Genomic DNA, 23,243 nt, shown 5'->3' with positions numbered 1-23,243 from the left:
TCTTAAAGCTCAGCAAACTCGGCAGCAAATGTCTTCACCCGCTGCCAATCGGTGAATTCATAAGTACCGCTGGTATCTGTTGGCCCCTTGGTTATCCACATAATCAGCCGAATCATGCTACGGTCAAATAAACCGTAGTTGGGATAAGCTATCTTGCCGGCAAACACGCCTTGCAACTGTGGCTGCCACAGGGATAACTGCAAGAACTTCTGCATATAAGGGTTGGTTTCCGGTGTATTCTTTTCCGGCTTGCGGGCCACAACATTCACGGTAAAGAAGGCGTTCTTCTTGGCGTTCAGCAGCGCATGATGGTTATTGACGAAACGATACAGCTCAGGCCTATGCTTACCATAACGTATGCTGGCACCCACCAAGATTTTATCGAATGTCGGTAACGTATCGGTTTCCACCTCAGCCAGCGATACCATAGAGACTATCTCACCCGCTTGGCTCAATTCATCGGCCATGGTCTGGCATATTGCCTTGGTCTGGCCATCAACGGTCGAGTAAATAATCAGAGTCTTGCTCATCAGTTCTTCCAGAAAGTCGGGGTAAACAACACCAATAAGGTAAAGATTTCCAAGCGCCCAAACAACATGGCAACCACAAGCACGTATTTAGCTCCGTCACCTATGCTGGCGTAGTTGCTGGCAACTTCGCCAAGGCCTGGCCCCAGGTTGTTGAGGCAAGCTGCGGTGGCACTGAAGGCCGTAATCGCATCCATCCCCATGGCCATCAGGACCAGCATACAGATGACAAACACCAGAGCATAAGCGGAGAAGAAGCCCCAAACAGCGTCTATCACCCTATCCGGCAACGCCTTGGAACCGATACGAATGGAGAACATGGCCCTGGGATGAATTAGACGCTTAAGCTCGCGCGAGCCCTGCAGTAACAGTAGCACCACGCGGATAACCTTGATCCCGCCGGCAGTAGAACCACCGCTGCCGCCGATAAAGCTGGAAAACATCAACAGAATAGGCAGAAACAGCGGCCAAACATGAAAGCTCTCGGTACCAAAACCGGCTGTGGTGGAAATGGATACCGCCTGAAACAGCGCATGATCCAGAGTTTGTCCCGGTGAGTCGTAGATACCCGAGTGATACAAGGTGGCGAAACAGATAGCGGTCAGCAGTAACTGAATAGCGATAAGCGCCTTGAATTCGGCATCACGAAAATAAACCCTGAAGTTGATCCCCCGGCGGGAAAATGCCGCAAAGTGCAGGCTGAAGTTCACGGCCGCAATCAGTAGAAATACCACACAAATTAAATTGATGGTCGGGCTTTGAAAGTAGCCCATGCTGGCATCATGGGTGGAGAAGCCGCCGATGGCGATAGTAGAAAATGAATGGCTGATGGCATCGAAGGCACTCATACCGGCGAGCCAGTAAGCACCGGCACAGGCCAGGGTCAACATCAGATAGATATACCAGAGCGTCTTGGCAGTTTCGGCAATCCTGGGGGTCATCTTGGAATCTTTTACGGGCCCGGGGATCTCAGCCCGGTAAAGCTGCATCCCCCCAATCCCCAACACCGGCAGAATAGCTACCGCCAACACAATAATTCCCATGCCACCTAGCCATTGCAGCAAGTGACGATAAAAGAGTATCGCCTTTGGCAGGTTATCCAGGCCGACAATCACAGTGGCCCCTGTGGTTGTCAGTGCCGAAAAAGATTCAAAAATACTGTCGGCCAGCGACAAGTCCGGCTGTTTCGATAGCAAAAAGGGCAAGGTACCTATGGCACCAAGTACGGTCCAGAACAGCACCACAATCAAAAAACCCTCTCGGGTCTTGAGTTCTGCCTTATGGTGGCGATTGGGATACCAGAGCCAGAAACCGATAAATAGACTGATAAAGAAGGCCTTGATAAAGGCTGTACCACCGCCGTCTTCATAGATAAGGGCCACCAATGCCGGAGGCAGCATAGTGATGGAGAAGAGCCCTATCAGTAACCCGGTAATACGGGTAATTGTTCGGTAATGCATGCCGTTTTTCAATCAGTCCATTGGCCAATAAAACCCAGCATTGTCGCACAAGTTATCAGAGTGTTCACTGTGAAAAATCTATCTTTAACTGGCCTTGGCTCATGGGAGCCAGCTCCTTATTGATGCTTCCGGTAACAGATAAGGGCACGGCCAGTGTCAGCCGAATCAGCTCTGAAAACTCCCGCCCCTCTATCAACACGTCGAGCCTCTGCAGCAGATGTTCGACATCGGCCAATTGGTCGTAACGGCAAACCAGACTGCCTTTTTCCCTAAGCATTTTGGTCTTGGTCGCCAGCTTGGGCAACATCTGCTTGAGCCCACTACTGTAGGCACGAACCAGCCCACCCACACCCAACTTGGTGCCGCCATAGTAACGCACGACAACCGCGCCAATCTCGCCTATGCCAGCCCCCTGCAATACCGCCAACATGGGGCGACCGGCACTACCACCCGGCTCGCCATCATCACTCGAACCCATGGCCGACTGCCCCATGGGTGCACCACAAATAAATGCCTGGCAATAATGACTGGCACCGGGATAACGCTGCTTTATCTGTTGTAGTTGCTGTTTAAACTCTTCCGGCGAATGACAGGGAAATACCAGAGAGAGAAAGCGGCTGTGCTTTATCTCCTCTTCATATTCCAACTCCTCGGCCGCAATGGGATAACTTTCAATCAATGAGACCAGACTCTCGAGTCATATTTTCGTTGCCATGGGCGTGAATTATGACATTGTCTTCGATGCGGATCCCACCAAACGGGCGCAAACTGGCGACCATGTCCCAATCCACTAACGCCTTGCGGCCATCTTGTTTGAGTGGCGCCAACAGGCTGTCGATGAAGTAGAGCCCGGGTTCTATGGTTACTACATGCCCGGGCGCCATAGTCCTGGTGCAGCGCAGAAACGGGTGCTCTTCCGGAGGGGCCACATGAGTGCCGCGTTCGTCATTGAAGAAACCACCTACATCATGCACCTGCAATCCCAACATATGCCCCAGCCCGTGAGGGAAAAACGCCCGGGTAATGCCCTGCTCCAGCAGCGTCTCTTGTGAGCCTTTGGCCAGACCGACTTCAAGTAACAGAGTCGCCAGCTGTTGATGAGCCAGCAGATGCAGCTCGGTATAACGTTTGCCGGGTCGCAAGTGCTCAATCAGTTGAAGCTGCAGTTGATTCATCGCCTGGATAAGATCGTGGAACCGATTTTTTTCAAAAGCATAGGTACGGCTGATATCGGCGGCATAGCCGTGGAAAGAAGCACCTGCATCGATCAGAAAAGACAACCTCTGCTGTGGGCTTTCATGCTCCAACGCAGTGTAATGCAAAATGGCAGCATTTTGGTTGAGGGCTATGATGTTGCCATAAGGAACCTGATTCTCCCCTTGTGCTATGGCACTTAGATATTGCTGCTGGATTTCAAACTCACTGGCACCACTGTAGAAGGCGTTCTTGGCCGCGCGATGGCCCTTGACCGCAATGCGGTTAGCCTGACGCATACATTCCAACTCGTAATCTGTCTTACAGGCACGATAAAAGTGCATGTAACTCATTACGGCTTCGGGATTACAGTTGTTAAACCCGAGCACAGAAGCCACTTCCAGGTGTTCACCTATATAGGCCCAGCGACCTTCGGCCACAGGCAGGAGGTCCGCCACCTTATCGGCCTTGGTCAAAATACGGATATCAAAACTGTCACACCAAAAACTTTGCGGCAGATCTGTCACCTTATGCCAGAAGTCTTCGGGACGGTAGAAGATCAGTACAGGCTTGTCACGACCATTGACCAGCAGCCAACAGTGAGGTGTTTCCAGTAAAGGCACCCAGGCCTTGAAATGGGGATTCACCTTGAAGGGGTAATCGATATCATCCAGAAATTGCCTGTGGGGTTGACCCGAATGAATTGCCAATCCAGACAGTCCCTCACGGGCACAAATCTCGGCAACCCTTTGATTAAGAGTGTTTATATGTGATTGATAATGCTGAGCCAGTTGCATAATAAGCCGTTCCTGTTATCTGAAATCAAGGTTCCCCTTGCTATTGGAAGCTGTTCACAGTTACAACAAAAGCCAATGTGCAGTGTATCACAAAGCTGAAATTTGCAGCTAACCGGCAAGCAATTAAACGATCGTTTAAATTGGGTGTTGTATTTTTCCTTTTTTCGAAGCACACTGAGCAACAACTGGTCAAATGATGGCCTGAGCTGCCCTACTCCTAAGCAATAAGGATGCAAGCAATGATCTACCAAAATTCGATGATTCAGGTTGAGTTACTCGAGAATAATATCGCCCGCCTTTGCTTCAATGCCGAAGGATCGGTAAACAAATTCGACCGCGCCACCCTGACCTCTCTGGATGAGGCACTGGACGCCATCAAAGCAGAATCCAGCGTTAAGGCACTGCTGCTGACATCGGCCAAAGATGCCTTTATTGTCGGTGCCGACATTACTGAGTTCCTTGGGTTGTTCGCCCAGGAAGATGAAGTACTCGTGTCATGGTTGCAGCAAGCCAATGCGGTATTCAACAAGCTGGAAGACATGCCTTTCCCAACTGCTTCTGCTATCAATGGTTTTGCCCTGGGCGGTGGTTGCGAAACCATTTTGGCCACAGACTTTCGCATTGCCGACACCAGTGCCCGAATCGGCCTGCCGGAAACCAAGCTGGGGATCATCCCGGGATTCGGTGGCACAGTGCGCCTACCCAGAGTGATAGGTGCAGACAATGCACTGGAGTGGATCACTACAGGCAAAGACCAACGCCCGGAAGCCGCTCTCAAAGTAGGCGCTGTAGACGCCGTAGTGGCTCCAGAGCAGCTCCAGGCCGCAGCACTACAGATGCTACAGGACGCGCTGGCTGGCAAACTTGACTGGCAGAGCCGCCGTCAACGTAAACAGTCGCCACTGACACTGCCCAAGCTGGAAGCCATGATGTCGTTCACCACAGCCAAGGGCATGGTGTTTTCCGTTGCCGGCAAGCACTATCCGGCACCAATGGCGGCGGTTAACGTTGTGGAAAAGGCAGCCGGTCTGGGGCGCGAAGAAGCCTTATTGGTAGAGCATCAAGCCTTTATTCAACTGGCCAAAACTGATGTGGCCAAGGCGCTGATCGGCATCTTCCTCAATGACCAACTGGTCAAAGGCAAAGCCAAGAAGGCCGCCAAACAAGCCAAAAACATTGAACAAGCTGCAGTATTGGGCGCAGGCATTATGGGCGGCGGTATCGCCTACCAAAGTGCCAGCAAGGGTACGCCGATTGTGATGAAGGACATAGCGCAGAAAGCGCTGGATCTCGGCCTTAACGAGGCGGCCAAGTTACTGACGGCCCAGGTAGAGCGTGGTCGCTCCACCCCGGCCAAGATGGCCAAAGTGCTCAACAACATCACCCCATCGCTCGACTACAACGCCGTCAAAGACGCCAACATTGTGGTCGAAGCGGTAGTAGAACATCCCAAGGTTAAGGCGACTGTGCTGGCCGAAGTCGAGCAGCAACTAGCTGCCGATGCCATCATAGCGTCCAACACCTCAACCATCTCGATTAACCTACTTGCCAAGAGTCTGAAAGACCCTTCCCGCTTCTGCGGTATGCACTTCTTCAACCCCGTGCACAAGATGCCACTGGTGGAAGTGATCCGTGGCGAACACAGCTCGGAAGAAACCATCTCCTCTGTAGTGGCCTATGCCAGCAAGATGGGTAAAACGCCGATAGTGGTCAACGACTGCCCCGGCTTCTTTGTTAACCGGGTACTCTTCCCCTATTTTGCCGGTTTTAACGGCCTGCTGGCCGATGGTGCAGACTTTATCGCCGTCGACAAGGTGATGGAGAAACAGTTTGGTTGGCCTATGGGCCCGGCTTATCTGCTGGATGTAGTCGGTTTGGATACCGGCCATCACGCCCAGGCCGTCATGGCCGAAGGCTTCCCGGACCGTATGGGCAAAACAGGTAAAGACGCCATAGATATCATGTTTGGCCATGAGCGCCTGGGGCAGAAGAACGGTAAAGGTTTCTACCAGTATTCTGTGGATAAGCGTGGTAAGCCGAAGAAAGACAAGGATCCTGTCAGCTACGAATTACTGCAGACCGAATTCGGTGAACTCAAAGAGTTCAGCAGCGATGAAATCATCGCCCGCACCATGATCCCCATGATTATTGAAACCGTACGCTGCTTGGAAGAAGGCATAGTCGCCACCCCGGCCGAAGCCGACATGGGTCTGGTATATGGTCTTGGCTTCCCACCATTCAGAGGCGGTGTGTTCCGCTATCTGGATACCATGGGCGTTGCCAACTTTGTCGTCCTGGCTGACAAATACGCCCACCTGGGGGGACTCTACCAGGTGACCGATGGCATGCGTGAACTGGCAGCCAACAACGGTTCTTACTATCAGGCCTAATTTGCGGAAAGGATTTTAACCATGAAACAAGCAGTTATCGTAGATTGCATTCGTACACCCATGGGCCGTTCCAAGGCCGGTGTATTTAGAAATGTTCGTGCAGAGACACTCTCTGCCGAGTTGATGAAAGCCCTGCTGGTACGTAACCCCCAGTTGGATCCCGGCACCATAGAAGACGTTATCTGGGGCTGTGTGCAGCAGACTCTGGAGCAAGGTTTTAATATCGCCCGTAATGCCTCTCTGCTCGCGGGTATCCCCAAGCAGGTTGGCGCAGTTACCGTAAACCGTCTCTGTGGCTCCTCCATGGAAGCCATTCACCAGGCAGCCAGGGCCATCATGACTGGCATGGGTGACACCTTCATCATTGGTGGTGTTGAACATATGGGTCATGTTCCCATGAGTCATGGGGTCGACTTCCACCCTGGCCTGGCAACCCGGGTTGCCAAAGCAGCCGGTATGATGGGACTGACGGCGGAAATGCTCGGTCGCATGCACGGTATCAGCCGTGAAATGCAGGATGAGTTTGCCGTGCGCTCGCACAAACGTGCGCATGCAGCCACAGTTGAAGGCCGTTTTGCAAGAGAGATCCAGGCTATCGAAGGCCATGATGCCAATGGTGCCTTGATCAAAATTGATTATGACGAAGTGATCCGCCCTGAAACCAGTATGGAATCACTGGCGGGCCTGCGTCCCGTGTTTGACCCGGCCAACGGCACTGTTACCGCTGGTACCTCTTCGGCCCTGTCCGATGGCGCATCGGCCATGCTGGTGATGGAAGAAGAGAAAGCCAAGGCGCTGGGGCTGCCTATCCGAGCTCGTATCAAGTCGATGGCGGTTGCCGGTTGTGACCCATCAATCATGGGCTATGGCCCGGTTCCAGCCACACAAAAGGCACTGACTCGCGCAGGCCTCAGCATAGCGGATATCGATCTGGTTGAACTGAATGAAGCCTTTGCCGCGCAATCTCTGCCTTGCGTGAAAGACCTGGGTCTTATGGAGCTGGTCGATGAGAAGGTTAACCTCAATGGTGGTGCCATCGCTTTGGGTCACCCTCTGGGTTGCTCGGGAGCCCGAATCTCTACCACTTTGATCAATCTGATGGAGAGTAAAGACGCGACTTTGGGTCTGGCAACCATGTGTATTGGTCTCGGCCAAGGTATTGCCACTGTATTTGAGCGTGTCTGAGTAAATATCGCCAACACAGAGGGGCATAGAAAAGCTGCCCTTCTCAATGAAAAACCGCTTATTTCTTAAGCGGTTTTTTTATGTAAAAGCTGTTTATCCCCATTACAGAGATACCCCTTTAACTAACCTGATGTCCACAAATACGAGGTTAGCTCTCTGACGATAAAGCGCTTTGATTGAATGAGAAGTAGAACCCCGAGCTGAATAACGAGTAAGACATTGTTCCACGTGGAACAATGCGGTAGAGCACAAAAAATAGCTGCCAACTTGGTTTGACCGCTGCCTTGGAGTAATATTAGCCACTTCTGTTGTTCTCGTTGTAAGAGGTTATATGAGTCAGGTCTTCGCCAGTGCCCAACATCAACTGGATGCTTTAGGTTTGAGGTGTCCGGAGCCTGTCATGATGGTTCGCAAGAAAGTCCGTTATATGGCCGAGGGAGAAACTCTGCTCATTATCGCCGATGATCCGGCTACCACTAGAGATATTCCCAGCTTTTGCCAGTTTATGGACCACACCTTGGTGGCCAGCCAAACGGATAGCCTGCCTTATCAATATTTGATTAAGAAGGGTCTCTAATTAACTCCATCAGGAAGGAACCTATGATTACCCTACTCGCTATCGCCCATAAAAAGCAAAGAAATGCCCCGATGGATTTATTGCCTTATGCCGAAGTCAGTTTGGCCCAGGGTGTAGAGGGCGACGTTTTCGGTAAACCGGGAAAGCGTCAGGTGACGCTGTTGTCTCAACAACAGTGGCAACAAGCCTGTGCTCAATTGCAGACAGAGCTTCCCTGGACGAGCCGCAGAGCCAACTTGCTGCTGGATGGTCTGGAGTTTGCACCTGAGTTGGTGGGTAAATACCTGAAGATTGGTGAGCAACTGGTACTTGAACTTACCGGAGAAACTGACCCTTGCGGCAAAATGGAGCAAGCACACCCTGGGTTGGAAGCAGCATTAATGCCTGGTTGGCGTGGTGGCTGTACCGCCAAAGTGATCAATCCGGGGAAAATCAGGCCTCAAGACCCGGCTCAGTTACTCGATAGCTGGCCAAATCGCAACTTAGACTTATAAAACATGGAAAACCAATTGATACAGTATTGAGGTTTTACTGTTAACAAATTTGTGAGATAACAGACAGTCGGTAACCGATAACTAAAATAAGGCCGCTGTCATGTTGAGACCTAAACTAACCCCTCTGTACACAGCTGTTTCATTGCTCTTTTCAGCTTCGGCATTCAGTGACGATCAAGCCCCCAAGTGGGATGTCAATGCCCCGCTGAACGCTCCTCTTGAACAAGCCAAAATTCAGGTATCTGAAGGTACCTGGATGAATCTGAGCCTGAGTCCGGATGGCAAATATCTGGTTTTTGATCTGCTGGGTGACATCTACAGAATTCCCGCTCAGGGCGGCGAAGCCAAACCTCTGGCACAAGGCATAGCCTGGCAGATGCAACCTGTCTACAGCCCAGATGGCAAATACATTGCCTTTACATCGGATCAAGATGGCGGCGACAACATCTGGGTAATGAATGCTGACGGCAGTAATCCGCGTCCGGTAACCAATGAAACATTCCGCCTACTCAACAGCCCGGCCTGGAGCCCAGACTCCCAGTATCTGGTGGCGCGAAAGCACTTCACAGCCAGTCGCAGTCTAGGAGCCGGGGAAGTCTGGCTTTATCATATTGCCGGTGGCGAAGGAGTTAAACTCACCGAGCGGCCAAATGATCAGAAAGATTTGGGTGAACCCGCCTATTCCCCTGACGGCCGATATATCTACTTCAGCCAAGATGCCACCCCAGGCAAGACCTTTCACTACTCCAAAGACTCGGTCAAAGGCATATACAAGATAAAGCGCTACGATACCCAAACCGGGGATATCGAAGTGCTTATCGAAGGCACAGGTGGTGCTATCAGGCCTACTCCGAGCCCGGATGGTAAACAGTTGGCCTATATCAAACGCGACGGTTTTCAGTCAACCTTATACCTGTTGGATCTGGCTTCCGGTAAAGAGCAAAAGCTCTATGGCAACCTTGACAGAGACATGCAGGAAACCTGGGCGATACACGGTGTCTATCCCACTATGGCCTGGAGTCCAGATAGTGCAGAGATCTATTTCTGGGCAAAAGGCAAAATCCACAAACTCGAATTGGCTTCCAAGCAAACGGCAGAGATCCCATTCAATGTCACCACAGAGCTTGCTGTGCAGCCGACGGTGCGCTTTAAGCAGGATATAGATCAGCAACAACTGGATGTCAAAATGCTGCGCATGGCTCAGGTGTCGCCAGATGGAACCAAAGTCATCTACGAAGCTCTAGGAAAAATCTGGATAAAACAGCTGCCGGACGGCAAACCGAAACGCCTGACCCGTTTGGATGAACAGTTGGAAGAGTTATTCCCTCAATGGTCCCGTGACGGTAAGCGAGTGGTGTTTACCACATGGAATGATCAGCAACAAGGCAGCGTTAGAACCATCAGTGCCCGAGGAGGAAAAACCACAACACTTACCCAAGAGCCGGGGAAATATATCGAGCCAACCTTCTCTCCCGATGGCAAACAGGTGGTGTTTCGTAAAATTGCCGGCGGCTATATTACCCCAAAAACCTGGAGTCAGGATCCCGGCCTCTACTTGGTTGACAGCAATGGTAAAGAACTAAAGAAACTCTCAGCTCAGGGCTTCCAACCACAGTTTGGTGCCGACAATGACAGAGTCTACTTTATGGAGAGTGGTGAAACGCCGCAGCTAGCCTCGATATCACTTAGTGGTTTCGATAAACGGGTACACTACTCCAGCAAACACGCCACAGAATTCAGGGTATCTCCCGATGGTAAACAGCTCGCGTTTGCCGAGCGTTTCCGGGTTTGGGTCACCCCATTCGCCAAGCATGGTGAAACCGTTGATATCGGGCCTAAGGCGACTAATTTACCGGTAACACAGCTCAGTACCCGCGCCGGTGAGAGTATCAGTTGGGGCGCCAACAGCGATCAACTCTATTGGACCCTTGGCCCAGAACTCTATCAAGTGAGCCTGGATAACGACTATCGAGAGAAGAATGCTAAGGACAAGGTCCAAGTTACTGAGATTGGTTTTCAGACAGAGATGGATGTTCCACGTGGAACAATCGCTTTCGTCGGCGGTAAGATCATCACAATGGACAATGATAGGGTCATAGATAAGGGTGTGGTGTTGGTGAAAGATAACCATATCCAAGCCGTGGGTGAAGCCGACATGGAAATTCCGGATGATGCCATGCTAGTGGATATCTCAGGTAAGACACTGATGCCGGGTCTGTTTGACGCCCATGCCCATGGCGCTCAAGGTGAAAGCGAAATCATCCCCCAGCAGAACTGGCAGTTATATGCCGGCTTGGCCTTGGGGGTTACCAGCATCCATGATCCCTCCAATGACACTACCGAAATTTTTGCTGCCAGCGAGCAACAAAAAGCCGGAAAGATTGTTGGCCCGCGAATCTTCTCAACCGGCACCATACTCTATGGTGCCAACTTACCTGGCTACACCAGCCACATAGACTCATTGGATGATGCCAAATTCCACCTCGAACGACTTAAAAAAGTCGGTGCTTTCAGCGTCAAGAGCTATAACCAACCCAGACGCAATCAGCGTCAACAAGTCATAGCCGCAGCCAGAGAACTGGAGATGATGGTGGTTCCAGAAGGAGGAAGCCTGCTGCAACATAATCTCACCATGATTGCCGATGGTCACACCACAGTGGAACACTCCCTGCCGGCAGCAGCAATCTACAACGATATTAAGCAGTTCTGGAGCCAAACCCAAGTGGGTTACACCCCCACGCTGGTGGTGGCCTATGGCGGCATTTCGGGTGAAAACTATTGGTACGACAAGACTGATGTCTGGGCTCATCCACGATTGTCAAAATATGTTCCAGCCGATCTGTTGCGGGCTCGCTCCATGAGAAGGCCTACCGCACCGGATGAACATTACAACCACTTCAATGTGGCCAGAGTCGCCAATGAGGTGAATCAATTGGGGATTCATCCCAACATTGGTGCCCATGGTCAGCGCGAAGGCTTGGCTGCTCATTGGGAGATGTGGATGTTTGCCCAGGGCGGTATGAGCAATATGGAAGTGCTGAAGACAGCAACGCTTTATCCCGCCAAGACCTTCGCTATGGACCATCAGCTTGGTTCGATAACGCCGGGCAAATTAGCCGACCTTATTGTTATCGACGGTAACCCACTGGAGGATATTAGGGTCACAGACAGGGTCACTCATACTATGGTCAATGGTAAACTCTATGATGCCGAAACCATGAATCAACTCAATGGTGATAGGAAGCAGCGCCAGCCCTTCTTCTTTGAAGATATTTAAAAAAGATTAAGCCCGACGTAAAATAAAAGGATGTTCCACGTGGAACATCCTTTTATTTTATAAGCAGTAGTAGCAATACCAAAGATAACAATAGGTAGCTAACAAGCGCCGGCAACAGGAAGCGGATGAGTGTAGGCATGATGGCTTGTTTGCCAAAGCTGAGTCGCAGTAAAGTATCACCCACCCGAACGGCCCACAAGTTCACCAGCGCCAGAGTTGGCAATGTAAATAGCGCTCCAATAAACACACTAACACCATCACTAAGCGTCAATAAACGACCCAAAGCAAATGCGATAAACATCCAGAATAGCATGCACAATGGCAGATAGATTATCGTCGCAAAGGGCCCAGGCCCCGGACCAGAACTAAACAGTAGCAGCAAAAAACGGCGACGCCGGGAAAACTTAATCATGGGGATAACAACAGCAATCCAACAGATGATCGTTGACCATGCCTACAGCCTGCATAAAGGCATAGCAAATCGTCGGGCCACAGAAGTTAAACCCCAGTTTTTTCAGCGCCTTGGACATAGCCTCTGACTCGGTTGTCTTAGCCGGAACCTGAGTCAGGGTTTCAAAGCGATTCACTTTGGGTACCCCGCCGACAAAACCCCAAAGAAATTCTGAAAAATCATTGCCTTGTTCCACAAATGCCAGATATGCCTTGGCGTTTCGAACTATGGAATTCACCTTGGCTCGATTGCGTACTATCCCTGGGTCTTGTAGCAATTCCTCTATCTTGGCTTGATCGAACCCGGCAATAACTTGGGGATCAAACCCGGCAAAGGCGCGTTCATAGTTGGCCTGCTTTTTGAGAATGGTCAGCCAAGATAAACCAGCCTGCTGACCATCGAGACAGAGCTTGGCAAACAGTTCCTTGGCATCATAAACCGGCCTTCCCCATACCTTGTCGTGATATTCCTGATAGAGAGGATCATCGGTCACCCAGCCACAACGAACTATATCCATTACTCAAAATCCCTTAAATCGTTAAATCCGATAAAAAATAACCTACATAAGCCTATATCGACAAGGTATAATCGAAACCATTTTCTATTAATAGCTGACAGCAGTAGATATGACGACGAAACACGACGTGAAGACATTCCAGGGTTTTATCTTAACCCTGCAAGAATACTGGGCGCAGCAAGGTTGCGCCATAGTTCAACCCCTGGACATGGAGGTCGGTGCCGGCACCTTCCATCCACAAACCTTTTTGCGTTCATTGGGCCCAGAGCCGATGAGCAGCGCGTATGTCCAACCATCGCGCCGCCCTACCGACGGCCGCTATGGTGAAAACCCCAACCGTCTTCAGCACTACTATCAGTTTCAGGTCGTATTGAAACCTTCACCGGATAATATTCAGGAGCTGTACCTGGGCTCACTGCAAGCCCTGGGTGTAGACCCCAGTATCCATGATATCCGTTTCGTTGAAGACAACTGGGAATCACCTACCCTGGGTGCTTGGGGCCTGGGCTGGGAAGTTTGGCTCAACGGTATGGAAGTCAGCCAGTTCACCTATTTCCAACAGGTTGGTGGCCTAGAATGTAGCCCGGTAACCGGCGAAATCACCTATGGTCTAGAACGTCTTGCCATGTATATTCAAGGCGTAGACAGCGTCTATGATCTGGTGTGGACCGACGGCCCAATGGGAAGGATCACCTATGGTGACGTGTTCCACCAAAACGAAGTGGAGCAGTCGACCTACAATTTTGAACATGCCGATGTCGACTTCCTGTTTGGTCTGTTCGATCAGTGCGAAAAAACCTGTCAGCACCTGCTTTCACTGGAAAAACCTCTGCCTCTGCCCGCTTATGAACAAGTGATGAAGGCCTCACACGCCTTCAACCTGCTCGATGCCCGTCACGCCATCTCTGTGACCGAGCGTCAGCGCTACATCCTGCGGGTGCGCACCATGGCCAAAGCGGTAGCCGAAGCTTATTACCAGGCGCGTGAAGCCCTGGGCTTCCCAATGTGCAAGTGAGGTAGAAACTAATGAATTTTGACAACTTACTCATAGAGATAGGTACCGAAGAGCTGCCACCAAAAGCTTTGCGCACTCTGGCAGAGTCTTTTGTAAACAACTTCTGCGAAGAACTGGACAAGGCCGAACTCAGCTATAGCAAGGCACACTGGTATGCCGCGCCGCGCCGTTTGGCGCTCTACGTAGAGCAACTGGCCCTGGCACAACAGGATAAAGTGGTTGAGAAAAGAGGCCCAGCGGTCAGTTCAGCCTTTGATGCCGACGGCAAGCCAACCAAGGCCGCCGAAGGCTGGGCCCGCGGCAATGGTATCAGCGTTGCCGAAGCCGAGCGTCTGGTGACAGACAAGGGTGAATGGCTACTGCACCGCGCCAAGGTTGAAGGTGTGACCACTGAAAGCCTGATCCCGACCATGGCACAGCGCGCCCTGGACAAGCTGCCTATCCCCAAGCCTATGCGCTGGGGCAGCAACAAGACTCAATTTATCCGCCCCGTGCACACAGTTACCATCTTGTTGGGTGACAAGCTGGTTGCCGGTGAGCTGCTGGGTATCACCTCGGCGCGTACCGTTCGTGGTCACCGCTTTATGGGTGAAGCCAGCTTCGAGCTGGATCATGCCGACAACTACCTCAGCAGCTTGAAAGAGCGCGGCAAGGTGATTGCCGACTATCAGGCCAGAATGGATATCATCAAGACAGACGCCGAAAAAGCCGCTGCCGAGTTGGGTGGCCGTGCCGATATCGCCGACGAACTGCTTGAAGAAGTCGCCTCCTTAGTTGAGTGGCCAGTGGTACTGACAGCGGCTTTTGAAGAGAAGTTTTTGCAGGTGCCTGCCGAGGCCCTGGTCTACACAATGAAAGGCGATCAGAAATACTTCCCGGTATTTGATGGCAACAATAAGCTGATGCCCAACTTCATCTTTGTGACCAATATTGAGTCCAAAGATCCGGCGCAAATCATTGCCGGGAATGAGAAAGTTGTCCGCCCTCGCCTGGCCGATGCCGAATTCTTCTTTAACACAGATAAAAAGCAATCACTCGAGTCCCGCATTGCCAGCCTGGAAACCGTGGTATTCCAGAAACAATTGGGCACCCTTAAAGACAGAGTGGAGCGCATCTCCTGTGTGGCCGAAGCCATTGCGGCCAAAATCGATGCCAACCAAGCCGATGCCAAACGGGCCGGTCTGTTGTCCAAGGCCGATTTGATGACCAATATGGTTATGGAATTTACCGACACCCAAGGCACCATGGGTATGCATTACGCGCGCCTCGAAGGGGAAACCGAAGCGGTTGCCCTGGCACTGGAAGAACAGTACAAGCCCAAGTTCTCCGGTGATACTGTGCCTACAGCGCCGGTATCCTGCGCCGTTGCACTGGCAGAAAAGCTGGATACCCTGAGCGGGATATTCGGTATCGGCCAGGCACCTAAAGGCGCTGCCGACCCCTTTGCCCTGCGCCGCGCGGCCATAGGTGTACTGAGGATCATTGTTGAGAACAAACTGCCACTGGATCTGGTCGAGCTGATTGCCAGCGCCATCAAGGCCCACGGCAGCAACCTCAGTAATCAGAACTGCGCCGAAGAGGTGCTGGAATTCCTGATGGGCCGTTTCCGCGCCTGGTATCAGGATAAAGGCATCAGTACCGATGTCATTCTGGCGGTTCTGGCCCGTCGTCCGACTCGTCCGGCCGACTTTGACAGCCGTATCCAGGCCGTCAGCCATTTCCGCAGCTTGGAACAGGCCGCCTCTCTGGCCGCAGCCAACAAGCGAGTTTCCAATATTCTCGCCAAGGTTGAAGGTGAGTTGCCAAGCGAAGTCGATACAGCCCTGCTGCAGGAAGATGCCGAGAAGGCCCTGAATCAAGTTCTGAGCTCACTTCAGCCACAACTTGAGCCCTTGTTTGCCAAAGGGGAATATCAACAGGGATTGACCCTGTTATCGACGCTGAAAGAGCCGGTAGATACCTTCTTTGAAGATGTGATGGTAATGGCCGACGATGAGGCGCTGCGCCGCAATCGTCTGGCACTGCTGAACCAGCTGCGAAATCAGTTCCTGCGGGTGGCCGATATATCACTGTTGCAGTGATGGCAGTTGCAGTGATGCCAAACAGCTAAAAAACGCGCCGAAAGGCGCGTTTTTTCATTTTATTTCAAGCAGTTTCTGATGCCACTGTTCAAACATTTCCCGGCTGATATTGGCTTCTTTCAACAAGGCGTCCAGCAATTCCGGGGGCAACTTATCCTCTTGCACCAGCATAGAACATTCACTGAGCAGATTGGCTTGCCAAATCAGCTGGCTTAAACGATTTTCCGGCTTGGCACCGACATTGGCCAAAGGTTGCAATACAGTCTCAAATGCCTTGGGCAACTGCCAGCAGCTCACCAGTAGACTGCTCAATGACAAGGAGCGCGCCGTCATCACCTGACGAAACAGCCAGGACTTGGGCTGCTCGCTAGGCTCGACTTGAATAAATGCATCGAGCAACAGCTTGAAGATGGCTATCTTGCCGACATCGTGCAGCAGGCCCACCATAAAAGCAGTATCCGGTTCTTCGGTTTCCAGTTCTCCCGCCAGGAAAGCCACCTGCAGTGAATGGCGCCACAAATGGGCTCCAAAGCGGCGAAAGTAGATGGGTTTGATATCTATCATCTCTTTCATCATGCAGGTAGTCACTATCCGTCTCAGTCTGTTGCTACCCAATTGAACCAGAGCCTGCTGAAGACTGGTTATCTGCCGCTCGCTGCGGCGAAATGCCGCCGAGTTACAGATGCGAATAACCTCGGCACTCAACACGGGATCTTGCTGAATAAGCGCGACTATATCCTGATTATCAAATTCAGGATCGCTGAGTTTGTTGTCCAGCTCCAGTATTCGGCCAGGGATCTGCAGTACAGAATCGGCTATCTGCTGCGGTGAGGCCAGAGCCTGCTCAATGTCGCTCATGACCCGCTTTTCGAGTTTATTGGCAACACCACCGTTATTTTGGCTGCTGACGGAGAACAGTAAACTGTAAAACAGAGCCGTAGCATCGACGGCGGCCACCAGCTCATCGCTCTCGGCGGTGATCTCCCGCGAGCGACTCAAGATTTGCTGCTCATACTGAATATTGGGCGGGGCTTCGTTGAAGCTTTTCGGTCGCTCTACTTCAACGTTTTCCCTGAGATTAAACAGTTTCCTGAAGAGTCCTATCAATTGATTTCCTGCGCAATTATTTTACCCAAGATGGTTCAGTATAATCACTATTTAACAAAGTAAACGCGGCGAACATCCAATAAAAAAGGAAGGCCAGAAGCCTTCCTTTTAAAAACAATAAGCAGTTTGATTAAACGTCGAGGTTAGCCACGTTGAGGGCGTTGGCCTCAATAAAGTCGCGTCTTGGCTCAACCTGATCGCCCATCAGAGTGGTAAACAGCTGATCGGCCGCAATCGCATCTTCAATGGTGACTTGCAACATGCGGCGGCTCTCGGGATCCATGGTGGTTTCCCATAGCTGTTCGGGGTTCATTTCACCCAGTCCTTTATAGCGCTGGATATAGAGACCGCGCTTGGACTCGGCTATCAGCCAGTCAAGTGCTTCAACAAAACTGCTGACCTCTTTGACCCGCTCACCACGTTTAACATAGCCACCATCTTCAATTAGATCACAGATCTGCTCACCGAGCTTGGCAATGCGCTCATAATCGCTGGAATGGAAAAAGTCATAACCAAACAGATAATGGGTATCTATACCGTGTTTGCGCACAATGAGCTGCGGTAGATACACCTTACGCTCAGGATCCAGCACTGTTTCCATCTTGTAGATAACGCCGCCGTTCTCTTCATCTTCGAGATCCTGCAGCAGGCCTTTGCACCAAGTGGTCATAGCGGCTTCGTCTGCCAACATTTCGGCGGTCACCCGCGGACGATACAGCATGCGGTTGGTCACATTGGTTGGATAACGTTTTTCCAAGCGCTCAATGATAGCTTCCACTTCACGATATTGGTAAACCAGACGCTCCAGACCTTCACCAGACATGGCCGGTGCATCCTTGGATGGATAGATGCTGCCGCCATCAAGAGCCTGAGTGGTCAAGTATTCAGTCAATGCAGGTTCATCTTTCAGATACTGCTCCTGCTTGCCTTTCTTCACTTTGAACAAAGGAGGCTGAGCAATATAAACAAAGCCACGTTCAATCAGCTCTGGCATCTGACGGAAGAAGAAGGTCAACAGCAGCGTACGGATGTGCGAGCCGTCGACGTCAGCATCTGTCATGATGATGATGTAGTGATAACGGGTCTTGTCCGGATCATATTCATCGCGGCCGATACCACAGCCTAGGGCGGTGATAAGAGTCGCCACTTCCTGAGAAGACAGCATTTTGTCGAAGCGAGCCTTCTCTACGTTAAGAATTTTACCCTTGAGTGGCAAAATAGCCTGGTTCTTTCTGTTCCGGCCCTGTTTGGCACTACCGCCGGCCGAATCACCCTCCACTATGTAGATTTCAGAAAGACCTGGGTCTTTTTCCTGACAGTCTGCCAATTTACCCGGCAAACCACCCAAATCCAGGGCTCCTTTACGACGGGTCATCTCGCGGGCTTTTCGGGCCGCTTCACGGGCGCGGGCAGCGTCGATAATCTTGCCAACAATCATCTTGGCATCAGCTGGGTTTTCCAGCAGATAGTCATTCAGCTTCTCACCCATGGTCTGTTCCACGGCACCTTTGACCTCACTGGAAACCAGCTTGTCTTTGGTCTGGGAGCTGAATTTGGGATCTGGAACCTTCACAGAAACCACCGCAGTAAGGCCTTCACGGGCGTCATCACCCGTGGCGTTGGTCTTGCCCTTCTTGTTGAAGCCTTCCTTCTCCATGTAGTTGTTCAGGTTACGGGTCAATGCCGCCCGGAAACCTGCCAAGTGAGTACCACCATCACGCTGGGGAATATTATTGGTAAAACAGAAAATGCTTTCCTGAAAACCGTCGTTCCACTGCATAGCCACTTCAACAGTGATGCCATCTTCCCGCTCTTGAGAAAAGTGGAAAACATCCTTATTCACCGGGGTCTTATTACGGTTCAGGTACTCTACGAAGGCCTTGATACCGCCTTCATAATGGAATAATTCATCTTTATTATCGCGCTCGTCAACCAGACGGATACCCACGCCTGAGTTCAGGAATGACAGCTCGCGAATACGTTTGGCCAGCAGCTCATAATGAAACTCGGTATCAGTAAAGGTTTCATGGCTGGGCCAGAAACGAATTTCAGTACCAGTCTTGGTCGCTTCACCGATTTCCTTGATAGGCTCTTGCGGCTCACCATGTTTGTAAAACTGCTCATAAACCTTACCATCGCGGCGAATGGTCAGTTGCAGTTTTTCCGACAGAGCGTTAACCACGGATACACCCACACCGTGCAAACCACCGGAAACTTTATAGGAGTTGTCATCGAACTTACCGCCGGCGTGCAGTACTGTCATAATAACCTGAGCCGCCGAAACTCCTTCTTCAGGGTGAATGGCAACCGGAATACCACGACCATCATCTTTTACAGAGACAGAACCATCAACATGAATGGTGATAACTATGTCACTGCAATGACCCGCCAAAGCTTCATCGATAGAGTTATCGACGACTTCGAATACCATGTGATGCAGACCCGTGCCATCGTCGGTATCACCAATATACATCCCAGGTCTTTTACGTACCGCATCAAGGCCCTTAAGGACCTTAATACTCGAAGAATCGTAACTGTTCTCTGACATATTATTCTCTCATCGGTTATTCAATGACCGTTACCCGCCCCAGTTCCACCTGAAAAATTCGGCTGGGGGGCGTGCTTAATGAATCTGATATTGCCGCCGGGTCAATCGCAGTGACAAACACTTGCGCCCCGGTTTCGCTCAACTGCCGCAGCAATAACTTCCTGTGTTTCGCATCCAGCTCTGACGGCAGATCGTCGACCAGATAGATACTATTCTTATCTATTTGTTGTTTAAGCAACTTTCCCTGTGCTATTCGTAATGCACACACCAACAACTTCAGTTGACCACGAGACAAAGCATCCTGAGCGGGCAGATTACCCACTCTGAGTCTCAAGTCAGCTTTATGGGGGCCACTGACTGTGTGCCCCATGGATAGATCCCGGGAATAAGACGCCTGCAACAGGGCCGCAAACTCAGTTTTACTATCCCAACCACGGGTAAAAGAAACCTTGATATCAACCTGTGGTAGAAACTCCCCGATTATACCCTTAAGTAGCTCATTTAACGAGTCTACATATGCCTTTCGTATCTCGGTGACCAACTCGGTATAACGGATAAAATCCCGGTCCCAGTATGCGATTTGCTGGTAGGCAGCGCCATCCTTAAGTAATTGATTACGTTGCTTGAGGATCCGCCTTACATTGACCCAAGCCTGATAAAACTGAGGATCACAATGAAACGCGCCCCAATCGATAAACTGACGCCTGGCCTTGGGGCCTTCAAATAATAGCGAAAAGCTCTCTGGGGTGATTACCTGAATAGGCAGGGTGTCGGCCAGCACAGACAGGCGCTTTATCTTCTCGCCATCCATTCTGACCTCGGTTTCGCCGCTGCGAAATCGTCGCAGTCCCAACTTACTGTCACCGGATGGCAGGCTCAAATTGGCAAACAGGGTCAACTGGTCCTGCTGGTTATTGATCACCCTCTGAGACAGATGACTGCGAAACGAGCGCCCCATCCCCAGAAAGTAAATCGCTTCCAGGACACTGGTTTTGCCACTGCCATTTTGGCCGTAAATAAGATTCAGCCCAGTGCCGGGGAGCAGTTGGGCTGAATCGATATTACGAAAAGCTTGGATATTAAGACGAGTTAGACTCATTTATGGCCCAAAGTCGCCCCTAGAGGCGCATCGGCATCACCACGTACATGGAGTCTTCCTCGACGTGGTTTTCAATCAAGGCGCTGGAGTTACCATCACTGAGGGTAATCCTGACTTCATCGGCCTTGAGGCCATTGAGCACATCCAGCAGATAAGAGACGTTGAAGCCGATTTCGAGCGGCTGACCGGCATAATCCACATCGATGATCTCTTCGGCTTCTTCCTGTTCCGGGTTGTTGGCGGTGATCTTGAGCAGCGCATTTTCCAGCTGCACCCTGACACCACGGAACTTCTCATTGGACAAGATAGATGCCCGCAATAGCGCTTGTTTAAGCTGATTGCGACTGGCCAGCACTATCTTGTCGCCGCCTTTGGGCAATACCCGGCGATAATCCGGGAAGCGACCATCCACCAACTTACTGGTGAACACGGCGCTGGCTGTGGTAGCACGAATGGCGTTATCACCAATGGCAATATGGATATCCTGATCTTCACTGTCCAGCAGGCGAGCCAGCTCCATCACCCCTTTACGAGGCACGATCACCTGATTTTCCGGCAAAGAGGCTGCTATTTCTCTGTGACTCAGAGCCAAGCGGTGGCCGTCTGTTGCAATGGCACGCAGTACATTACCCTCGGTTTCCAGCAGCAAACCGTTGAGATAGTAACGCACATCCTGGTTGGCCATGGAAAACTGAGTGGCATCTATCAGTGACTTGAGTGTGCCCTGCTTGAGGTTAAATTCGATGGCAGGCTGGAAACTCTCGACATTGGGGTATTCTTCCGCCGGTAGCGTCGCCAACGAGAAACGGCTGCGACCGCTGCGAAGCAGCCACTTGTTTTCCTGCTGTTCGATTTTGATTTCGCTCTGCTCAGGCAGTGACTTGACGATATCGAGCAGTTTCTTGGCCGGCACTGTGGTGCGCCCTTCCTGCACTTCGCCACTGACCTCAGCACAGCCAACCAGTTCCACCTCAAGATCTGTACCCGTCATCTTGAGTGAGTGATTACTTACTTCCACCAGGAGGTTTGCCAGAATGGGCAAGTTATGGCGTCTTTCCACCGCGCCACTGACCAACTGGAGCGGCTTTAATAGGGCATCCCTATCGATCGAAAATTTCATGGTCCTGTTCCCTGATTAAGAAGATAAGGTTCTAATCAAGTTGGCATAATCTTCTTTAATGTCGTGACTCTCTTCCCGCAGCTGCGCAATCTTGCGGCAGGCATGCAACACAGTTGTATGGTCACGACCACCAAAGGCATCACCTATCTCAGGCAAGCTCTGATTGGTTAATTCTTTAGATAACGCCATGGCCATCTGCCTCGGTCTCGCCACACTGCGGGAACGGCGCTTGGACAGCATATCGGCCATCTTGATCTTGTAATATTCAGCCACTGTTTTCTGAATGTTGTCTATAGTGACTAATTTTTCCTGCAGAGCCAAGAGGTCACGCAAGGCTTCGCGCACAAAATCAATGGTTATTGGCCGACCGGTAAAGTTGGCATTGGCGATAACCCGGTTCAATGCCCCTTCCAATTCACGCACGTTGGAGCGTAAGCGCTTGGCAATGAAAAAGGCCACTTCATCCGGCAAGTTGATCCCACTCTCCTGCGCCTTGCGCATCAAAATGGCGACCCGGGTTTCCAGCTCAGGCGGCTCGATGGCCACGGTAAGACCCCAGCCAAAGCGCGACTTGAGCCGATCTTCCACACCATCGATCTCTTTCGGATACCGATCCGATGTCAAAATGATCTGGTGATTGCCCTCAAGCAAGGCATTAAAGGTATGGAAAAACTCTTCCTGAGATCTGTCTTTATTGGCAAAAAACTGAATGTCATCGATAAACAGGGCGTCTACGCTACGGTAGTAACGCTTGAAGTCTTCAATGGCATTATTTTGCAGCGCCTTGACCATGTCCTGCACAAAACGCTCTGAGTGCATATAGACCACTTTGGCGTTGGGATTATTCTTGATAATGCCGTTGCCTACGGCGTGCAGCAGGTGAGTCTTACCCAGGCCGGTGCCGCCATACAAAAACAGCGGGTTATAGGCGCCACCCGGGTTTTCTGCCACCTGCAATGCGGCCGCCTTACCCAGTTGGTTGGACTTACCTTCAACAAAGTTATCGAACTGATAAGTAGGATTAATATTGCTGCGATAGCTGTGGTTTACAGCCGGCTCGGCAGCAGTATTAAAAGTAGCACCTTTGCCGGCTGCGCTCTTGGGTGCGCTGACAGAGGCCTTGGTCGCAGTTGGGGCCTGTACCTGAGGCTTGGCCGACGGACGACTACCTATGTCAAACCTGAGTTTGGGTGCATCATTGCCCAAATGCTCAGTAAAAAACTGATTGATAATGTTGAGATATTTATCTCTAACCCAATCAAGCACGAACCGGTTTGGCGCATAAAGCACCAGGGTATCCCCATCCATTTCGGCTTGTAACGGTCTGATCCACATACTGAATTGTTGAGCAGAAAGCTCATCTTGCAGTCGTCCGATACATTGCTGCCAAAGTGAAACCGCCAC

Annotated in this window: 18 protein-coding genes; 7 read left to right on the top strand and 11 right to left on the bottom strand. The window is 51.2% G+C overall.

Going from position 1 to position 23,243, the window contains the following annotated elements; translation table 11 throughout:
* Window positions 1–2: 2 nt before the first annotated feature.
* From hemG to pepQ, 4 genes are all read right to left on the bottom strand, one after another.
* Complete coding sequence (gene hemG / locus ACWAU4_RS00090; RefSeq protein WP_025011828.1) at window positions 3–530, bottom strand: menaquinone-dependent protoporphyrinogen IX dehydrogenase; 528 nt, start codon at window positions 528–530, stop codon at window positions 3–5.
* Window positions 530–1,987 carry a TrkH family potassium uptake protein gene (locus tag ACWAU4_RS00085; protein ID WP_454290400.1) on the bottom strand — a complete coding sequence of 486 codons (1,458 nt, stop codon included), beginning with the start codon at window positions 1,985–1,987 and terminating at the stop codon, window positions 530–532. Before ACWAU4_RS00085 ends, hemG begins: the two co-directional genes overlap by 1 nt.
* Before the next feature lie 64 nt (window positions 1,988–2,051).
* Window positions 2,052–2,666 (bottom strand): YigZ family protein, encoded by a 615-nt coding sequence (locus tag ACWAU4_RS00080; RefSeq protein ID WP_454290399.1) that lies wholly within the window; start codon window positions 2,664–2,666, stop codon window positions 2,052–2,054.
* A complete protein-coding gene (pepQ, locus tag ACWAU4_RS00075) occupies window positions 2,659–3,981 on the bottom strand; it encodes a Xaa-Pro dipeptidase (RefSeq protein ID WP_096142804.1) in 1,323 nt (440 codons plus the stop codon). Before pepQ ends, ACWAU4_RS00080 begins: the two co-directional genes overlap by 8 nt.
* Before the next feature lie 236 nt (window positions 3,982–4,217).
* Here pepQ and fadB point away from each other — a divergent pair, with 236 nt between their 5' ends.
* From fadB to ACWAU4_RS00050, 5 genes are all read left to right on the top strand, one after another.
* Entirely contained in the window at window positions 4,218–6,368 is a 2,151-nt protein-coding gene (fadB, locus tag ACWAU4_RS00070; RefSeq protein WP_208125332.1) for a fatty acid oxidation complex subunit alpha FadB, read from the top strand.
* A gap of 21 nt (window positions 6,369–6,389) precedes the next feature.
* Window positions 6,390–7,553, top strand: coding sequence for an acetyl-CoA C-acyltransferase FadA (gene fadA, locus ACWAU4_RS00065; RefSeq protein WP_044735608.1), 1,164 nt, complete (start codon window positions 6,390–6,392; stop codon window positions 7,551–7,553).
* 331 nt (window positions 7,554–7,884) lie between these two features.
* Window positions 7,885–8,130 carry a sulfurtransferase TusA gene (gene tusA, locus ACWAU4_RS00060; protein WP_454290398.1) on the top strand — a complete coding sequence of 82 codons (246 nt, stop codon included), beginning with the start codon at window positions 7,885–7,887 and terminating at the stop codon, window positions 8,128–8,130.
* A gap of 23 nt (window positions 8,131–8,153) precedes the next feature.
* A complete protein-coding gene (locus tag ACWAU4_RS00055; protein WP_144221316.1) occupies window positions 8,154–8,624 on the top strand; it encodes an MOSC domain-containing protein in 471 nt (156 codons plus the stop codon).
* Between the two features lie 100 nt (window positions 8,625–8,724).
* Window positions 8,725–11,901, top strand: a complete 3,177-nt coding sequence (locus ACWAU4_RS00050; RefSeq protein WP_454290397.1) for an amidohydrolase family protein — start codon at window positions 8,725–8,727, stop codon at window positions 11,899–11,901.
* A gap of 52 nt (window positions 11,902–11,953) precedes the next feature.
* Here ACWAU4_RS00050 and ACWAU4_RS00045 read toward each other — a convergent pair whose 3' ends face one another.
* Complete coding sequence (locus tag ACWAU4_RS00045; protein WP_146226013.1) at window positions 11,954–12,202, bottom strand: hypothetical protein; 249 nt, start codon at window positions 12,200–12,202, stop codon at window positions 11,954–11,956.
* Between the two features lie 103 nt (window positions 12,203–12,305).
* Window positions 12,306–12,869, bottom strand: a complete 564-nt coding sequence (locus ACWAU4_RS00040) for a DNA-3-methyladenine glycosylase I (protein ID WP_234555090.1) — start codon at window positions 12,867–12,869, stop codon at window positions 12,306–12,308.
* A gap of 109 nt (window positions 12,870–12,978) precedes the next feature.
* Here ACWAU4_RS00040 and glyQ point away from each other — a divergent pair, with 109 nt between their 5' ends.
* Both glyQ and glyS read left to right on the top strand, forming a co-directional pair.
* Window positions 12,979–13,884, top strand: coding sequence for a glycine--tRNA ligase subunit alpha (glyQ, locus tag ACWAU4_RS00035; protein WP_028780936.1), 906 nt, complete (start codon window positions 12,979–12,981; stop codon window positions 13,882–13,884).
* 11 nt (window positions 13,885–13,895) lie between these two features.
* A complete protein-coding gene (gene glyS / locus ACWAU4_RS00030) occupies window positions 13,896–15,965 on the top strand; it encodes a glycine--tRNA ligase subunit beta (RefSeq protein ID WP_165564222.1) in 2,070 nt (689 codons plus the stop codon).
* 54 nt (window positions 15,966–16,019) lie between these two features.
* Here the strand turns inward: glyS and ACWAU4_RS00025 are convergent, their stop codons facing one another.
* The 5 genes from ACWAU4_RS00025 to dnaA all read right to left on the bottom strand — a co-directional run bounded on the left by ACWAU4_RS00025 (window position 16,020) and on the right by dnaA (window position 23,243).
* A complete protein-coding gene (locus ACWAU4_RS00025) occupies window positions 16,020–17,072 on the bottom strand; it encodes an HDOD domain-containing protein (RefSeq protein WP_234555092.1) in 1,053 nt (350 codons plus the stop codon).
* A 130-nt stretch (window positions 17,073–17,202) separates the two neighbouring features.
* The gene (gene gyrB / locus ACWAU4_RS00020; protein WP_165564221.1) at window positions 17,203–19,620 is read right to left on the bottom strand and encodes a DNA topoisomerase (ATP-hydrolyzing) subunit B; all 2,418 of its coding nucleotides are present in this window, start codon (window positions 19,618–19,620) and stop codon (window positions 17,203–17,205) included.
* 16 nt (window positions 19,621–19,636) lie between these two features.
* Window positions 19,637–20,719: a DNA replication/repair protein RecF gene (gene recF, locus ACWAU4_RS00015; protein ID WP_234555093.1), complete on the bottom strand. Its 1,083-nt coding sequence runs from the start codon at window positions 20,717–20,719 to the stop codon at window positions 19,637–19,639.
* 19 nt (window positions 20,720–20,738) lie between these two features.
* Window positions 20,739–21,839, bottom strand: a complete 1,101-nt coding sequence (gene dnaN, locus ACWAU4_RS00010; protein WP_234555103.1) for a DNA polymerase III subunit beta — start codon at window positions 21,837–21,839, stop codon at window positions 20,739–20,741.
* Between the two features lie 15 nt (window positions 21,840–21,854).
* On the bottom strand, window positions 21,855–23,243 hold the full coding sequence (gene dnaA / locus ACWAU4_RS00005) for a chromosomal replication initiator protein DnaA (RefSeq protein WP_039035678.1): 1,389 nt from the start codon (window positions 23,241–23,243) through the stop codon (window positions 21,855–21,857).

The organism is Shewanella sp. FeAMO (assembly GCF_053653955.1).
This window is presented reverse-complemented; position numbering and strand designations above follow the sequence as displayed.

Excerpts from the sequence above, each read along its gene's own strand:
- tusA (WP_454290398.1), top strand. The coding sequence starts at position 7,885 with ATGAGTCAGGTCTTCGCCAGTGCCCAACATCAACTGGATGCTTTAGGT.
- glyS (WP_165564222.1), top strand. The coding sequence starts at position 13,896 with ATGAATTTTGACAACTTACTCATAGAGATAGGTACCGAAGAGCTGCCA.
- recF (WP_234555093.1), bottom strand. The coding sequence starts at position 20,719 with ATGAGTCTAACTCGTCTTAATATCCAAGCTTTTCGTAATATCGATTCA.
- ACWAU4_RS00085 (WP_454290400.1), bottom strand. The coding sequence starts at position 1,987 with ATGCATTACCGAACAATTACCCGTATTACCGGGTTACTGATAGGGCTC.
- glyQ (WP_028780936.1), top strand. The coding sequence starts at position 12,979 with ATGACGACGAAACACGACGTGAAGACATTCCAGGGTTTTATCTTAACC.
- ACWAU4_RS00040 (WP_234555090.1), bottom strand. The coding sequence starts at position 12,869 with ATGGATATAGTTCGTTGTGGCTGGGTGACCGATGATCCTCTCTATCAG.
- ACWAU4_RS00045 (WP_146226013.1), bottom strand. The coding sequence starts at position 12,202 with ATGTTTATCGCATTTGCTTTGGGTCGTTTATTGACGCTTAGTGATGGT.
- ACWAU4_RS00055 (WP_144221316.1), top strand. The coding sequence starts at position 8,154 with ATGATTACCCTACTCGCTATCGCCCATAAAAAGCAAAGAAATGCCCCG.
- dnaN (WP_234555103.1), bottom strand. The coding sequence starts at position 21,839 with ATGAAATTTTCGATCGATAGGGATGCCCTATTAAAGCCGCTCCAGTTG.
- fadA (WP_044735608.1), top strand. The coding sequence starts at position 6,390 with ATGAAACAAGCAGTTATCGTAGATTGCATTCGTACACCCATGGGCCGT.
- hemG (WP_025011828.1), bottom strand. The coding sequence starts at position 530 with ATGAGCAAGACTCTGATTATTTACTCGACCGTTGATGGCCAGACCAAG.
- gyrB (WP_165564221.1), bottom strand. The coding sequence starts at position 19,620 with ATGTCAGAGAACAGTTACGATTCTTCGAGTATTAAGGTCCTTAAGGGC.
- fadB (WP_208125332.1), top strand. The coding sequence starts at position 4,218 with ATGATCTACCAAAATTCGATGATTCAGGTTGAGTTACTCGAGAATAAT.
- ACWAU4_RS00050 (WP_454290397.1), top strand. The coding sequence starts at position 8,725 with ATGTTGAGACCTAAACTAACCCCTCTGTACACAGCTGTTTCATTGCTC.